This window comes from Alteromonas gracilis, assembly GCF_002993325.1.
In the GTDB taxonomy this organism is placed as follows: Bacteria; Pseudomonadota; Gammaproteobacteria; order Enterobacterales; family Alteromonadaceae; genus Alteromonas; species Alteromonas gracilis.
In genome coordinates this window covers 131,722-148,054 of the sequence record NZ_PVNO01000024.1, presented here as the reverse complement: position 1 = coordinate 148,054, position 16,333 = coordinate 131,722, and the positions used below count along the sequence as shown (strand labels likewise).

The window sequence follows — 16,333 nt, the reverse complement described above, 5'->3', positions numbered from 1 at the left end:
AATAACTTATTGTTACGACTCGACAACTTCGACGTAAGCTGCATCGCGCATCTCACGTAACCAGTTCTCGGTTTCCTCTGCAAATTTACGGTTGAAGATAAGCTGGTATGCTTTGTCTTCTTTGCGCTTATCTGTTGCGTCATCCATGCGACGATCGATAAGCTGAATTAAGTGCCAGCCGAATGTTGAACGAACTGGCTCACTGAACTCACCAGGCTCAAGCTGTGCTAACGCTTCTTTAAACGCTGGCGTATAGTTCTCTGGGTCTGACCAGCCTAATTCACCACCGCGCAACGCAGAGCCTGGATCTTCAGAGTACTCTTTTGCTAATTCAGCAAAGTCAGACTCGCCGCTTTTCACTTCCTCTCTAAAGCGAACCAGCATTGCTTTGGCTTTCTCTTCACTAAGAATGATAGACGGCTTCACAAGGATGTGACGAGAATTTACTTCTTCAACGGTGACTTTTTCAATTCCGCGTGTGTCTAACACTTTTAAAATGTGAAAACCTGCACCACTTCGAATAGGCCCAACAAGCGCATCTTTATCCTTGTCTTGAACAGCTTCAGCAAACAGTGTAGGCATAGCATTAATGTTCAGCCAGCCCATATCACCGCCTTCTAGCGCCTCATTGCCTGAAGATGATGCAATGGCGATTTTAGCAAAATCAGAACCTGACTCTAAGAGTGAAATAACTTTATCTGCGCGCTCACGAGCAGCTTGAATGTCTTCGTCCGTTGGTTCCGGCGGGAAACCAATAAGAATGTGACCTAAACGGTATTCTGCCTGGGTCGCGCCCTGTTGCTCGATTAAGTCAATCAGCGTATCAATTTCTTGTGGCGTAATATAAACACGACGGCGCACGTTAGCACGGCGAACTTCACCCATGATAATTTCTTCACGAATATCTTCGCGGTAATCATCGTAGGCGATCCCCTCAGCTGCCAATTGAGCGCGAAGCTGCTCAACGGTTGCATTTTGGTTAGACGCAATATTGCTAATAGTCTGTTCCAATTGTGGGTCGCTTATGCGTATACCCATACGTTCAGCCATTTGAAGCTGTAGATTTTTGGTGATCAAACGCTCAATAGCCTGTGTGCGCAGCGCTCTGTCTGAAGGCAGCTGTTGATTATTCGCTTCTGCGTTGCGCTTTACTTCTTGTACAAGGGCATCAATTTCGCTTTCAAGTACCACGCCTTGGTCAACAATGACAGCAACACGATCAAGCATAACTTCTTGCGCAACACTGTTAAACGAGAGTAGGGCACCTAACATCAATGCACGGATAATGAACTTCATACACACTCTTTTATTATTGGTTAATTGCATTTAAGCGATTAAAAACGCTCAACTGCGGGTTAATTTAAACTATAAGGCTGACGATAGCCAAACATACCGTCTTGTAGCATGCTTCTTCGGGTTCCCGACGAACCAATGCCTTTAAAGATAAACTGCAGCGATATACCAGAATCAAAGTCGTCGGTTGTTTGCTGGCCAACGTCATTATAACGGTTATTTAAGCTGCGCTGTGCAACAAGGCGCACTGCCCAGCAGCAAGACTCATATTGTATACCTGCGTAAGTTTCTACACTTCTGTTGCGCTCTAGATCTCGATATGTTCGACCAACCCATTGCCAGTTTTCAGAAATAGGCCAGCTTGCAGAAATACCGATTTGATCTATCGTTTCGCCGCTGAGATCGCGAACATAGCGATGACTTAATTGAATAAAGCGCGCGTCATCTTTGCGGTATTCAATACCTACGCTACTCAAATCAACTTTGTCAGTATCAGTGGTTACCTGCACATCAGAATGGAAGAACCAATTGTTGTTAAAGCGCCAGTCAATTTCGGCCGCAAGTGCAGAACGATCTTGATTTTTAGTTGCCGCAATGACTTTGTTATCTTCAAGGTAGAATATCTGACCCACACTAAGAACAAATTGTTCCCGATTGTTTTTATCAAGCATGCGTGTGGTAGCGCCAAGGGTTATTTGATTGTTGTCACTAATGCGATCAAGTCCAGTAAATTCCTGGCCCCTAAATAGCCCTTCCACGTCGGTAAGAAGAGGCGTGGAGTCGTAAAATCCGATGGCAGTTTGGTCTTCATAAGAAGTGTAGAGGTATTGTACTTTCGGTTCTAGTGTCATGGACATGTCGTCACTAAACCATGATGTATCTCGCTCAAAATACAATGCGCCGTAAATACGCGCTTGACCAAGAGTGCGCTCCACGTCCTCTTTTAGGTTAGTGCCCTCGACGTTATCTTGCTGATAAACCGTTTGAAATACCGTAGTTTCAGCGACAAGTTCACCCCATGCGGCGCGTAGCGGCATCGCTAGTGTTGGCGCAATGTGAAAACGGGTGGCGGTTGGCGCTGTATCTAGCGTATTGTCAAAATGCGCGACTTCTGAATCCAAGTTAAATTCAAAATAGTCGCCTAAAGATTTGCTGTAATTCACCTTTATTTCAGGTACGGCGCGGTAGCTATCTGCGGTGTCACCAAGTACTTCGAAATCTTTTATCTGCATATTTACAGATAAATTTTCTGAGTAGTAACTTAACCCAACGCTACGATAAAGGTGAGTATCTGCACGGCTGTAATAGTCAGAGCCTAAATCTACAAGGTAGTTATTATCACTCAACCCGTTAAAATCTATGTTGAGCAACCAATTATCAGCAATCAGGCCTTGGTGTTCTAACCGATAAAAATAACGGTCAGGGTTACCTTCAATATCCGAATCGCTTGGTAAGTATTCTACGTAGGCTTTACCTTCACTGCGCTCAGTTAGATAACGAAACTCAGTATTAAGCTGCAGGCCGCGAAGTGACATCACTCGCGGCGATATCGTCATGTCGTAATTAGGCGCAATATTCCAATAAAAAGGTTGAGTGTAATCGACCCCAGTTCTGCTCGAGCTGGTTAGTTCAGGAAACAGCAGACCTGTTTGTCTTTCATTGCTTACTGGAAAAGCAAAATAGGGTAAGTAGAACACCGGCACGTCGGCAATATAAAACCGAGTATGTTTGGCTTGCCCCCATACTGTCCCTTTTTCCAAACTTATTTCACTGGCCCGTATCAACCAGTCTTCTTCACCTTCAGGGCAGGTAGTAAAGCTTACGTCTTTAAGCACAATACCTGAGGCGGTATCGAGTACTATGTCTCTGGCAGCGCCTTGGCCGACAAAACCGGTGAGTTGATATCGGGTGTTTTGCATTTCTAGACGCTCTTCTTCTGAACGAAGAGTTACAGCATCGCTTTCTACTTTTAACTGCGCATCTTGGTAGGTCACATCACCTTTCGCAATAAGGTCGCGACCACCGCCATTGATTTGGGCCTGTGATGCACTGATTATTGCGGTATCCGAGGTAATATCGACATTGCCTGAAAACAGGGCTACGGTATCTTGGATAATTTCAGTGCGGTTTGCTTCCACTTTTACGTGGCCTTTAGGCATTAGTGCCTGGCTGCTAAAAGTAACAGGTTCCACCGAACAAAATGCCAGTGGAGCTGCATCTGTTAGGGAGATAGCGTCTGAAGTTGTCGTTTCCTGTGCAAACGCGACCGTAGGCAAAAGAGTCGCGGAAACAAGCATGGCGCAGGTGTTTTTCATGCGTTAATGGGTGGCCTGTTTTGTTGTATGTTGCTTTTAAACCCAAGTGAGACGGTGTGCGTCTTGGTTAGTTCGACATAACGTTTAAAAAAACCAGTGATAGTACCAGTTCCAACCAAAGCTTGAGGTGAATCAGTTTATCACTTGCGATTACTTTTTATTTAGGGGCTCAATTCTAAGCACTTCTGGCACAATTACCAACCATTCAGGTAAAAAAATGCACTTTTATAGGTTTATCATCGCAACGAGTAACGCGATTATCTGTTCTTTGCTTGATTTTAAGCCTTCAAGACCAGAAGACAGTGAATTGTAGTTGTCCAACAAATAGTGCATTAGTACTGTTGAGACAGATACTGGGAAAAACGACAAGCAAAGCGCTACTAGCGCTAGTTAACTAGCTTATGTATTTGATATGATGCAAGAGATGTCACGCTGTGCACGGCGTGCACAGGCAAAGAAAGCATTACCTTTTTGATTCGTGCACTAATGGAGTATGACGCGATGTCAATTTGGGGAAAAATCCTCGGCGCCTTATTCGGCTTTATGTTTTTTAAACACGTAGTTGGGGCTATCTTTGGTCTACTAATAGGGCACTTTTTCGATAAAGCTTACCGTCAAAACTTCAATCAGTTAGGTGGATTTGGGCGTTTTTTTACCGATCAGGACAACCTAAAGCAACAGGCTATCTTCTTTCATAGCTTGTTTAGTGCATTAGGGCATTTAGCCAAATCAGACGGTAAAGTAACAGACCGTGAAATCCAGATCGCTACATCACTTATGGATGAAATGCGCTTAACAGGTGATGCTCGACGTGAAGCACAAGATGCGTTTAGAGAAGGAAAAGCACGGGATTTTCCTTTGGTCGACACCTTAAAAGGGTTCTATGAAGCAAGTCATGGAAGAAGAGATATACTCCAAGTATTTCTGGAAATACTTATCCAAGCTGCATTTGCCGACGGTCAACTCTCTCAAGAGGAATATCATGTACTTGAGAAAGTAGCGAAACCGTTAGGCTTTAGACGCCGGGATTTAGACTACTTAATTTCTATGTACGAGGCGGAAATTCGCTTTAGACAACGAGGCGGTCAGCGTGCTCATTCAGGAGCGGGGCAACGTCAACACTCTGCCGGGCATCAATCTGCATATTCAGAACAGCAAAGTATTGATGACGCTTATAAAATATTAGGCGTGTCGTCTTCCGACGATGAGAAAACCATTAAACGTGCATACAGAAAACGCATGGCCGAACATCACCCGGATAAGCTTGTCTCTAAAGGGTTACCAGAGCAGGCCATGGAAATTGCTAAGAAAAAAGCACAAGATATTCAGTCAGCCTATGAATTAATCAAACAAAAGCGTGGCTTTTAAATGACGAGGACTGAACGCGAGCTAACCTATGTGCCGGCGGCCAGCCAAGCGCATATCGATGGATTTATCGAAATGCTGTGGCTTGAAAAAGGGTTGTCAGAACATACGCAGCAAAGCTATCGCACAGACCTTACCAAGCTTGCTATTTTCAGCAATAACGTAGGCGTTAAAGATATCGCAGTGTTAACTACCGAGCAGCTTCAGGACTATTTAGCATTTCGCCATGATAAAGGATTATCGACACGCAGTACTCAAAGAGCGCTGAGCGCAATTCGAGCGTTTTTCGTTTATCTTATTAGCAAGCAAGTTCGCGTTGATAGTCCAGTTTCAGCGCTATCTAACCCTAAAACACCCAAAGCGTTGCCCTCATCTTTAAGCGAGCAGCAGGTAGAAGACTTGCTTAATTCACCGCTTACGGACGACCCTATTGAATGTAGAGATAAAAGCATGCTCGAAGTGCTCTACGCTACCGGTCTTCGAGTGAGTGAACTTATCGGGTTGACGATGGATCAGATAAGTATTCAACAAGGTGTAGTGCGAGTAGTAGGTAAAGGTAACAAAGAGCGTTTAGTTCCATTGGGGGAAGAAGCAATTGAATGGCTGCTTACCTATATCAAAACGGCGCGTCCCATCCTGGCAACTAAGCCCTCTGACTTTGTGTTCCTTAGCAAACGAGGTCAGAAAATGACTCGTCAGACGTTTTGGCACCGTATTAAATATTATGCTGTGAAAGCCGGTATTGAACAGCATTTGTCACCACACACCCTAAGGCATGCCTTCGCAACACATTTGCTTAATCACGGCGCTGATTTGCGTGTTGTGCAAATGCTGTTAGGACACAGTGACCTCTCTACTACTCAAATTTATACCCACGTGGCAACAGAGCGACTTCAAACGCTTATTCACAGTCATCACCCAAGAGGCTAGTGTAAAAAGAACCGAACTTTAAATCACAAATACTATAAGTGGTGTACTGCATAAGATAAGGTTCATATTCAGCGTGTATTAAGTTGAATCGTGTATGGTAGGATGTTCTAGTCGAGTGAATGTTGTTGTGATCGTAATGTGAGCATTAATTAGAATAAGAGCTCTCGGCCAGTTTTCTGGCGTGAATATTCGCGAATATTCCCTGAAAATTAGTATGTGAAATGCAATTTTTTGGCAACTATTACGGTCTGATGAGAAATAACGTTATATTGTGAGTGGTTGCTTTTTGGTTAATGAGAGCACCAGCGCAGTTGCCCAAAAGGCACAATGGAGAAATGTTTAGTGAAAGTAGTAAAGAAAATATTGTTAGCTGGCGTTGTCGCAGCAAGTTCATTGCTAGGGCTTAGCGCACACGCCGCTGATGAAGCCGCTATTCGTGACAAGTTAACGTCGATGTTAGGTTTAGACGTGGAAACGATTGCTGACTCTCCAGTTTCAGGTTTGGTGCAGGTATCGACAAACCGCGGCTTGTTTTACGTTAGTGAAAATGGTCAATACCTACTTCAGGCTCGTGTATTTAATATCGACGAAGAAATGCGCAACGAGACAGAAATTGCGCTTTCTGGTCTGCGAAAAGACGGCGTAAAAAAAATGGAGTCGTCGTCAATAACGTTTAAAGCGAAAGATGAAAAGCATGAAATCAGTGTTTTCACCGATATCACCTGTGGCTACTGCCGCAAATTCCACAACGAAATTGATGCGTTGAATGATGCTGGCATTACTGTTCATTATCTTGCATTTCCACGTTCGGGCCTAAATAGCCAGAATTACGAAGATATGGTGTCAGTATGGTGTGCCAAAGACCCTCAAAAAGCACTTACTAGAGCAAAAGCGGGTAGCGATGTGGCCAGCGCAAGCTGCAAAAATAAGGTAGCCGAGCAGTATATGCTGGGGCAAAAGTTAGGGGTAAATGGTACCCCAAATATTATCTTGCCTGACGGTTCACTGATACCTGGATATCAGCCTGCTGCTTTGTTGACAAAGGCGCTAGAAGCGACAGAATAACGCTTTGTAGAATTCCGAAAGATTATAGAAAAAACGCACTTGTGCGTTTTTTCTTTTTCTGGGGTATTATCTCTTAAATTCTTTTCCAAAAAGTTTTTCATCACATTTTTGTACAGTGAGACATTGCGATACTGAAAGAGCAGGTTGTTACTGTAAAGAGTATGTCGACACTGTACATCATCAATTGTAACGACAATATTGGTTAGTGGTATCTCATGATTTTGCCTATTGTTCGCCGCGAGGTTTCGGGCACCTCGCTAAGCTCAGACTTACATCCAGTTATCGACAGAATTTATCGTGGCCGCAATGTGGCGAATATGGATGATTTGGAAAACGGTCTCAAAGGATTGACCCACTTCAACGCCCTAAAAGGGATGCCAGAAGCAGCGCAAATCCTTGCTGATGCGATAGAACAAAATAAGCGCGTAATTATTGTTGGCGATTTTGATGCCGATGGTGCCACTAGTACCTCAGTGTGCATTTTGGCGCTTCGCGCCATGGGCTATCACAATGTCGATTTCCTGGTACCTAATCGATTCGATTTTGGGTACGGACTAAGCGTGCCCATCGTAGACGAAGCTGCTAAACAAGGGGCAGAGGTTATTGTTACGGTGGATAACGGCATATCCTGTATTGATGGTGTGACCCATGCTAAAGCATTAGGAATGCAGGTTGTTGTTACCGACCACCATTTGCCTGGTGGAGTATTACCGCCAGCTGACGCGATAGTAAATCCTAACCAACCTGGTTGTACGTTCCCCTCTAAAAACTTAGCAGGTGTCGGCGTAGCCTTTTATATTATGCTTGCGCTAAAGGCTGAGTTGCAGCAGCGAGGGTATTTTGAAAAGGTAGGCATCGCGCCGCCAAATTTAGCTTCACTGCTCGATATCGTTGCCGTCGGTACTGTGGCAGACGTGGTGGTACTGGATAAGAATAATCGAATTTTGGTTCACCAGGGGCTTCAGCGAATTCGGGCAGGCAAATGTCGGCCAGGTATTAAGGCACTGGTGGAAGTGGCCAATCGTGATTGCGCTCATTTGACCTCAACTGACTTAGGCTTTGTTGTTGGGCCTAGGCTCAACGCGGCAGGACGCCTCGATGACATGTCGCAAGGCATTGCCTGCCTGTTAGAAGAAGAAGTGATTCAAGCGCGAATGATAGCGGCTGAACTTGACGCGCTTAATAAAGAGCGCCGTGAAATTGAAACCGGTATGAAAGCGCAAGCTGAAGCTGTGCTTGAGCAAATGGCGCTAGATGAGGGGGATATGCCAAGTGCACTGGTGGTTTATCGTGAAGACTTCCATCAGGGCGTTATTGGGATTGTCGCAGGGCGTTTAAAAGAAAAGTATCTTAAACCCGTTATCGCTTTTGCCCATCAAGACGACGTAATCATAAAGGGCTCCGCACGCTCTATTCCGGGCGTACACATTCGTGATGTGCTTGATGAAGTGAATACCCGCTATCCGGGTGTTATTGAAAAGTTTGGTGGGCACGCCATGGCAGCAGGCCTAAGCCTGCCCGTTGAAAAGTTGCAAGACTTCGAGAAGGGGTTTATTGAAATCGCGGCTAGGCATATGGAAAAACTCGACGGTAGCCACGCGCTGCTCTCGGACGGAGATTTATCATCGGAAGAACTCTCTCTGCCTTTTGCCCACCTGCTGCGACAAGCTGGCCCGTTTGGACAAGGCTTCGAGTCTCCACTATTTGATGGTGAATTTACCCTTCTCGATCAGCGTTTAGTGGGGCAAAAGCACCTTAAAATGGTGCTAAAGCCCGACGGTGTCAACGAGGTCGACGCTATAGCATTTAATGTTGATATCAGCTTGTGGCCAAATGCTATGATTAAGCGTATTCGAATTGCTTATCGACTCGATATCAATGTATTTAGAGGGCAAGAGACGGTGCAACTTATTGTGGAGCAAATAGAAGCAATATAGCTTAGTGGATGTGGCTACAGGGTAAATCAAAGGGCATAAAAGGGTGAAAAGCGAAAGACAGAAATTGGTTGAAAAGCATCGTCAGCTAAATCAAACCGACAATGTTAAAGTGATGTCGCATGTGCAGCGTGAAGAGAAAGACAGTGATTGGATCCGCCACACCATTATGCTGGAAGGCATCGATGTGCCCTTTATCTACCGACGTAAGCAGCAGTACCAGAGCTTGAAAGGTGCTCGGGTTAATGTGACTTACTATCGACATGTTGAAGACGTGGCCGGTATTGAATTTGAAACTATGAAAGTGGTCCGAATCAAACGCAGTTAGGCGCGTGGCTCGTAGAATGCTCCATTGCAGTCTAACGGATAAAAATTGAAACGGGATCGCTGCTACGGGTAGCAACATCGTATGCCGATAAAACACAGTGAGAAACAATGAATAATGAATGGTTAAATGCCTATGTGTTACATAGACGCCCCTACAGGGAAACCAGCTATATTGTTGATTTTTTCACGTTGGAAGAAGGGCGGATAAGTGCGGTTGCGAAAGGCGTAAAAAACAGTAAGTCAGATAAAAAAAGTCTGCTCCAACCTTTTCAACACCTTCGTTTGCAGCTTAGTGGTAAATCAGAGCTAAAAAACTTGCGGCACGTTGAAAGTGTTTCTCCCTCCATCAACCTTGCGGGCACCGCCTTATTTTGTGCCATGTATGTCAATGAATTAACTAACCGCATAATGCCTGCAGGTCTTGCCAGCGATGGTGTGCACAACGCATATGAAAATGCACTGTTATCATTGCGTGATGAAAACGATATAGAAGTTACCTTAAGGCAGTTTGAGTTTGCATTGCTTGATGAAATGGGTCTGTTGCCCGATTTCACTACGGACGTGGAATACGAGATGCCTATAGTGGAAAGCGGAAGCTACCATTTTCAGATGGATGCTGGATTTATTAGATTGCCAGAGGATGCGGCAGGCGCAAGAGGAATGCGGGGGTTACCTGGCCAAGCCTTACTCAGTTTGTCGCAGGGCGAATTTACCCCCCTTAGTAAAAAGGTGGCAAAAGTACTTTGTCGCGATTTACTTAAACCGCTTATTGGTGACAAGCCGCTGAAAAGTCGTGAACTCTTTATGCCAAAGCCACGCTGAGCATGTGCGTATGGGGTGGACAAGATAACGGGTTGTTCATCTTAGTAAAAATTATTTTCTCTTAACTCAAGCGCGTAAACAGCCCCTAAAATCAAAAACTTTGTTACAATCTTCAAACCTTACAAAGGCGTATTACGCCGTTAAATCAACTTGATAGATACGAAGAGTGCTTCTTCGTTCTTTTACGCTAGGTGGTGAAATGAGCACGATTTTATTAGGCGTTAACATCGACCATATCGCAACGCTTCGCAATGCGCGTGGTACACATTACCCAGACCCAGTGCATGCCGCTGATATAGCGGAGCGTGCGGGCGCAGACGGCATAACGGTTCATTTACGTGAAGATCGCCGCCATATAAAAGACCGCGACGTACGTATTTTAGCGCAGACCATCAATACTCGGCTGAATTTAGAAATGGCGGTCACCGATGAAATGCTTGCTATTGCAGAGGAAGTTAAACCCGTTTTTTGCTGCTTAGTACCTGAAAAGCGAGAAGAACTAACCACTGAAGGTGGCCTTGATGTAGCGGGCAATTTTCAGAATATCAAAGCCGCCTGTGAAAGACTCGCTAATGCAAACATTCTGGTGTCGTTATTTATTGATGCAGATAAAGCGCAAATTGACGCGGCAGCGGCATGTAACGCGCCTTATATCGAAATTCATACAGGGCAATACGCAGAAGCCACCAGCGAAGAAGAGCAGCACAAAGAACTCGCTCGTTTAGTAGAGGGGATTGAGTACGCCGACAGTTTAGGGCTGAAAGTGAATGCGGGCCATGGCCTGCACTATCATAACGTTAAACCTATCGCGGCTATTCCGCAGCTAATCGAACTAAACATTGGTCACGCCATTATTGCGCGCGCGGCGTTTGATGGCCTTCACACTGCCGTTGCCGATATGCGTAAGCTCATGCTTGAAGCTCGAGCAGGTATTTAACAAAGGTAAAACAAACTGTGGCTATCGCTGGATTGGGTACGGATATAGTGGAAATTGCACGCCTTGGAAAAGGCGACGGTGTCAATGAACGTTTGGCCAAGCGTGTGCTTACGGCTGCTGAACTGAAGCAGTTCAGTGAGCACAGCACGCCGGTGCGCTTTTTAGCCAAACGTTTTGCGGCAAAAGAAGCGGCGGTTAAAGCGCTAGGCACTGGTATTGGCAACGGTGTCAGCTGGCAACATATTGAAGTGCGCAATAACGACCTAGGTGCACCAGAATTACATTTTTCTGGTGAATTTGCATCAATATGTGAAGCGCGAGGCATAACACGAAGTGTAATTAGTATCTCAGATGAGCAGCATTACGCCGTTGCCACCGTTATACTAGAGACAGCGTAACCATGGGCTTCCTTTGAGGGATGCAACACGTTAGCCAACAGTGCTTACTTTTCTTATTAATATTTTTTAGAAAGCATCGACGGCAGATTCTTATGAAGGTTGAAAGGCCTAGCAAAAACCATTTATACAAAAAGGGAACGGGAGTCTCACTTGGCAAACCTTTTCAAACAGTCGCGCAGTAAGCAAAAAGATAAAGCGTCTCGTACTCAAAGCAGTGCTTCAAAAAGAGGAAGTGTTAGTGCAAATGCGCAGGTCGCTGGTCTGCGGTTTGGGAAGGATAAGAAAACAACCAATTTCAGCACAAACCAAGTAATAGATACGGTTACCATTGATGATTTAGATTGGATGGGTAATGGCGTTTCGCGCGGTAACCCCATGGTGTTTGTGGAAGGCGCCCTTGTAGGAGAAACCTGCGATATAGAGGTGTTATCTAGTAAAAAGAAAGTCATAAACGCCAAAGCGAAAAAAGTTCACACGCCCAGTGAAGCGAGACAAGTACCTTTTTGCCCTGTGTTTGATGCATGTGGCGGGTGCCAGCTACAGCACATAAAACCCGACGCTGCCCTTGCGCAACGTGACCTTGCCCTTAAAGTGATGATGGAACGTCACCTTGCAATGAAGCCACACGTTTGGCAAGCACCTCTAGAGGGGCCTCGCCCTCAATATCGAAGGAAAGCAAGGCTGGCCATAGATGCCCGTAACCCTAATCAAATTAAGTTGGGCTTCCGCGAAGCGAATAGCAATAATGTTATCAATGTGGAAACATGCCCTATATTGGTCGACCCGCTATCTACAATTATAGGTCCGTTGCGAGACGCGTTGACAGGGTTTGAGTCCTCTCGTCACATTGGGCATGTTAGCCTTGTAGCAGGTGATAATACCTCACACCTTGTTATTAAACACACCAAAGCCCTTGAGGCTGAGCTTATTGATGCGGTGAGCGCATTGGTGAGCGAAAATTCCTCTGTTAGCGACCATGATATCGAATTAAAACTTGAGAATAAGCAAGGGCAAATTCGCAGTGTGGGTAAGCATACTGATATTGTTATGAATACGGTAAATGGTTGTTCAATTTCCCCCAGTGCTAACGATTTTATTCAAATAAATAAAGTGGTTAATGAAAAAATGATTAACCAAGCAATAGACTGGCTAAGTCCTCAGCCCGACGAGCGTGTAGCTGATTGGTTTAGCGGGCTGGGTAATTTTACCTTACCCATTGCTAAACGAGGTGCAAAGGTTCAAGCGATTGAGGGTGTGGCCGAAATGGTGCGCCGAGCTAAAGACAATGCACAGCAGCAGGGCATTGAAAATGTTGAGTGGCTGCATTTAGATTTAGCCGATAAGACCAACGTCGAGGCCTCATTGCATCAAGGCGTAGATAAGGTATTGCTAGACCCCTCACGAGAAGGGGCGTTGACTGTTTGTCATGCGCTTGTAAAAGCACTACCAAAAACGATAGTGTATGTTTCTTGCAATCCAAGTACGTTTACAAGAGATGCAAAGGTGTTGATAGACGGAGGTTATGAAATGGAAAAAGCGGGCGTAGCAGAAATGTTCCCCTTCACCCATCACATGGAAATGATGGCCTTGTTTACGCGAAAGCAGCAGTAACGAGTAAAGGATATGGTATCTACAAGAAAGGTCCACGAAGCCGACCGGCCGCCCTTTGAAGCGTGGTTAGACAGCCTTGAACTAAGTGCAGAAACAAAAGAAAAGCTAAGTGCGGTGTCCTCCATGCCTGAGCGACTATTGGTTGGTCAGGAAATGGTTGAGATTTTGTGCCAACTTAATATGGATGATGCGACGCTGCAGGCCGCTCTGGTTTTTCCTTATTGCGAACAGCATGCGTTGAGCGAAGACGACATATATGAAGAGTTTGGCGGCGAGATTCGCGACCTCATTGTTGGTGTTCGCCGCATGGATGCCATAAAGTCGTTACACGCTCGTAAAGTAAATGGCTCTGGCTTTGCTCAGAAATCAGATGAACAGCACATAGACAGCATTCGTCGCATGCTGCTTGCGATGGTAGAAGACGTGCGCGCCGTTGTAATAAAAATGGCCGAGCGTATTTGCGCACTACAACAGGTTAAAAAAGCCGACGAAGAAACCCGCGTCATGGTGGCACGGGAGTGCGCTAGTATATATGCACCCTTGGCAAACCGTTTAGGCATAGGTCAGCTTAAGTGGGAGCTTGAAGATCTTGCTTTCCGTTATTTGCATCCTATTACTTATAAACAAATTGCGCAGCAGCTTGACGGCAAGCGCAGAGAACGCGCCGAATATATAGATACTATTGTAGACGATCTGCAAGCTTTGCTTGATAGCGAAGAGATCCGCGCCGAGGTTTATGGTCGCCCTAAGCATATTTTCAGCATTTGGAAAAAAATGCAGAAAAAGCGCCTTACGTTTGAACAGCTTTTTGATATTCGTGCAGTGCGTATTATTGCCGAGCGATTACAAGACTGTTACGCAGCGCTAGGTACCGTTCACGCTAGTTACAAGCATTTACCCAACGAGTTTGACGATTATATTGCAACACCTAAGCCCAATGGCTACCAATCAATTCATACGGTTATTGTGGGGCCTGAAGGGAAGTCGGTCGAGATTCAAATTCGCACACAGAAAATGCATCAGGATGCAGAGCTTGGTGTGGCTGCGCACTGGAAGTATAAAGAAGGTAGCACGGGCAAGCAGTCAGGCTATGACGAGCGCATAAATTGGCTTCGTCGTATACTTGCATGGCAAGAAGAAGTGGCCGAATCGGGTGATTTGGTTGAAGAGCTTCGTAGTCAGGTGTTTGACGATAGAGTGTACGTGTTCACACCAAAAGGCGACGTTATTGACCTTCCCCAAGGCGCTACGCCGCTTGATTTTGCGTATTACATTCACAGTAATGTAGGTCATCGCTGCATTGGCGCAAAAGTGAATGGGCGTATCGTACCGTTTACTTACTTGCTGCAAAGTGGGGACCAGATAGAAGTTCTCACCGGCAAAGAACCAAACCCAAGTCGGGATTGGATGCACCCAGGCCTTGGCTATGTGCACTCCTCACGGGCCCGTGCCACCATTCATTCGTATTTTAAAAAACAGGACAGGGATAAAAACCTTGCCGCTGGTAAAGAGCTGTTAGAGCGGGAGCTTCACCGCGCCCATTTGTCAGCTAAAGTACCTAATGAGGCATTTGAGAAGTTTAACTTACAAACTCTTGATGACTTATATACTGCGGTAGGCGCTGGCGATGTGCGCGTTATGCAGGTGATTAACTTTATTCACCATTTGCAGGAGCCGCCAGCCCCAGAGCCCGAGATAAGCCCGAAGGTTAAAACCAGAAAAACCGCGGCTGGCACAGGTAAGAAAGATGCGGTGATAGTGCAGGGAGTGGGTCACCTAATGAGCCAGCTGGCGAATTGCTGTAAGCCGGTGCCCGGCGAAGCAATATTGGGTTATATCACGCAAGGTCGCGGTGTAAGCGTTCATAAAGAAAATTGCGACCAGTTGCAGCACTTGTTATCTCAGCACCCTGAGCGTCAGATAGAAGTAAATTGGTCTGAAGAGCTGAAAGTGGGCTTTGAGACAGGCATTGATATATTTTGTCATGATAGAACAGGGCTGTTGCGCGACATCACTACGGTGTTGGCTAACGAAAACGTCCCGTTATTAGGTGTAAACAGCTTAAGTGACAAAAACAGACAAACGGCGCTAATCACTATTTCGATAGAAGTTCATGATCTCGACACGGTATCAAAAGTGCTCACTCGATTGCGACAGCTCAAAGGCGTGACTGATGCAAAACGCAAACAAAGCTAAGCTTAGCGAAATGCAGCGGCTGCTTGAAATTATGGAACAGCTGCGCGACCCCCAATCTGGGTGCCCGTGGGATGTGAAACAAACCATGGAAAGTCTCACTCGTTACACCATAGAAGAAGCCTACGAAGTGGCTGATGCTATTGCCACTGGTGATATGCGCGATATTAAGGATGAGTTGGGTGACTTGCTGTTTCAAGTGGTGTTCTACGCGCAGATAGCCAGAGAATCTAAAGCGTTTTCTTTTGACGATGTGGCGCAGAGTATTAGCGACAAGCTGGTGCGTCGTCACCCTCATGTTTTTGGTGATAGTGCCAATAGCAATAATGGTTTAAATGAGACCGCGCTGAACGAACAATGGGAATCAATTAAGGCTGAAGAAAGACGCGCTAAACAAACTGGTAATAACAGTGTTTTAGATAATGTTCCGTCAGGAATGCCAGCACTGATGTACGCACAAAAGCTGCAAAAAGCCTGTGCAAAAGTAGGCTTTGATTGGCCTGATGCTGCTCCCGTTATAGATAAAGTACGTGAGGAAGTGGAAGAGATTCAGCAAGAACTGGATTTCAAACAGCGAACACAAGAGGCACTGGATACTGGTGTTGCACCTTTAAACAGTGGCGTGCCCGATAACCAACAAGCTATTGAAGAGGAAATTGGTGATGCACTCTTTGCCATGGTTAATCTGGCAAGGCACTGCAAGGTGGATGCCGACACTGCACTTCGAAATGCGAGTAATAAATTTGCTAACCGATTTAAGGGAGTAGAGCGCCTCGCAGCTCAGAGAGGTGAAAAACTCGACGCACTGAGCCTCTATGAAATGGAATCGCTATGGCAGCAGGTTAAAAAGTCGTCTCGTTCTAAGTGAAGAGCTCGTTATGGAGTCTACAAACACTCCTCGTTAAATAACTTTCTACCATATTTGCTTATCAGAAAACGAATGGCCTATGGATTAGACCAATGTAGATGGAAACTTTCCCATTTTGGCTTATGTTTATAATGTAGGTTTGATTTACGACAAGGCCATGTAGATCCGTTTTGTCTAAAATCTGTGTATAAAAATGGCACATTGGAAGGGTGTTTAACCAGTGTTCTTCAAAAGCACTTACCAAGGAGTTGGACTGTATTGGGCGTTAGTATCTC

Annotated in this window: 13 protein-coding genes; 11 read left to right on the top strand and 2 right to left on the bottom strand. The window is 45.4% G+C overall.

Annotated elements, in window-relative coordinates; translation table 11 throughout:
- Nucleotides 1–12 precede the first annotated feature (12 nt).
- Nucleotides 13–1,326 carry a peptidylprolyl isomerase SurA gene (gene surA / locus C6Y39_RS07745; RefSeq protein ID WP_276309289.1) on the bottom strand — a complete coding sequence of 438 codons (1,314 nt, stop codon included), beginning with the start codon at nt 1,324–1,326 and terminating at the stop codon, nt 13–15.
- A gap of 29 nt (nt 1,327–1,355) precedes the next feature.
- Nucleotides 1,356–3,608, bottom strand: coding sequence for an LPS assembly protein LptD (gene lptD / locus C6Y39_RS07740; protein WP_105930704.1), 2,253 nt, complete (start codon nt 3,606–3,608; stop codon nt 1,356–1,358).
- A gap of 501 nt (nt 3,609–4,109) precedes the next feature.
- On the opposite strand from lptD, the gene djlA reads away from it, so the two are divergent.
- From djlA to mazG, 11 genes are all read left to right on the top strand, one after another.
- A complete protein-coding gene (gene djlA / locus C6Y39_RS07735; RefSeq protein WP_105930851.1) occupies nt 4,110–4,976 on the top strand; it encodes a co-chaperone DjlA in 867 nt (288 codons plus the stop codon).
- Entirely contained in the window at nt 4,977–5,903 is a 927-nt protein-coding gene (xerD, locus tag C6Y39_RS07730) for a site-specific tyrosine recombinase XerD (protein WP_105930703.1), read from the top strand.
- A gap of 342 nt (nt 5,904–6,245) precedes the next feature.
- Nucleotides 6,246–6,968, top strand: a complete 723-nt coding sequence (gene dsbC / locus C6Y39_RS07725) for a bifunctional protein-disulfide isomerase/oxidoreductase DsbC (protein ID WP_105930850.1) — start codon at nt 6,246–6,248, stop codon at nt 6,966–6,968.
- 215 nt (nt 6,969–7,183) lie between these two features.
- Complete coding sequence (gene recJ, locus C6Y39_RS07720) at nt 7,184–8,905, top strand: single-stranded-DNA-specific exonuclease RecJ (RefSeq protein ID WP_105930702.1); 1,722 nt, start codon at nt 7,184–7,186, stop codon at nt 8,903–8,905.
- A gap of 43 nt (nt 8,906–8,948) precedes the next feature.
- Entirely contained in the window at nt 8,949–9,230 is a 282-nt protein-coding gene (locus tag C6Y39_RS07715; RefSeq protein WP_105930701.1) for a hypothetical protein, read from the top strand.
- Nucleotides 9,231–9,337: 107 nt separating this feature from the next.
- The gene (gene recO, locus C6Y39_RS07710) at nt 9,338–10,051 is read left to right on the top strand and encodes a DNA repair protein RecO (protein ID WP_105930700.1); all 714 of its coding nucleotides are present in this window, start codon (nt 9,338–9,340) and stop codon (nt 10,049–10,051) included.
- Between the two features lie 199 nt (nt 10,052–10,250).
- Nucleotides 10,251–10,988 (top strand): pyridoxine 5'-phosphate synthase, encoded by a 738-nt coding sequence (pdxJ, locus tag C6Y39_RS07705; protein WP_105930849.1) that lies wholly within the window; start codon nt 10,251–10,253, stop codon nt 10,986–10,988.
- A 17-nt stretch (nt 10,989–11,005) separates the two neighbouring features.
- Entirely contained in the window at nt 11,006–11,386 is a 381-nt protein-coding gene (gene acpS, locus C6Y39_RS07700) for a holo-ACP synthase (RefSeq protein ID WP_105930699.1), read from the top strand.
- A gap of 150 nt (nt 11,387–11,536) precedes the next feature.
- Nucleotides 11,537–12,997 (top strand): 23S rRNA (uracil(1939)-C(5))-methyltransferase RlmD, encoded by a 1,461-nt coding sequence (rlmD, locus tag C6Y39_RS07695; protein WP_105930698.1) that lies wholly within the window; start codon nt 11,537–11,539, stop codon nt 12,995–12,997.
- A 12-nt stretch (nt 12,998–13,009) separates the two neighbouring features.
- The gene (gene relA, locus C6Y39_RS07690) at nt 13,010–15,193 is read left to right on the top strand and encodes a GTP diphosphokinase (protein WP_105930697.1); all 2,184 of its coding nucleotides are present in this window, start codon (nt 13,010–13,012) and stop codon (nt 15,191–15,193) included.
- Nucleotides 15,171–16,058, top strand: coding sequence for a nucleoside triphosphate pyrophosphohydrolase (gene mazG / locus C6Y39_RS07685; protein ID WP_105930696.1), 888 nt, complete (start codon nt 15,171–15,173; stop codon nt 16,056–16,058). Before relA ends, mazG begins: the two co-directional genes overlap by 23 nt.
- Nucleotides 16,059–16,333 lie beyond the last annotated feature (275 nt).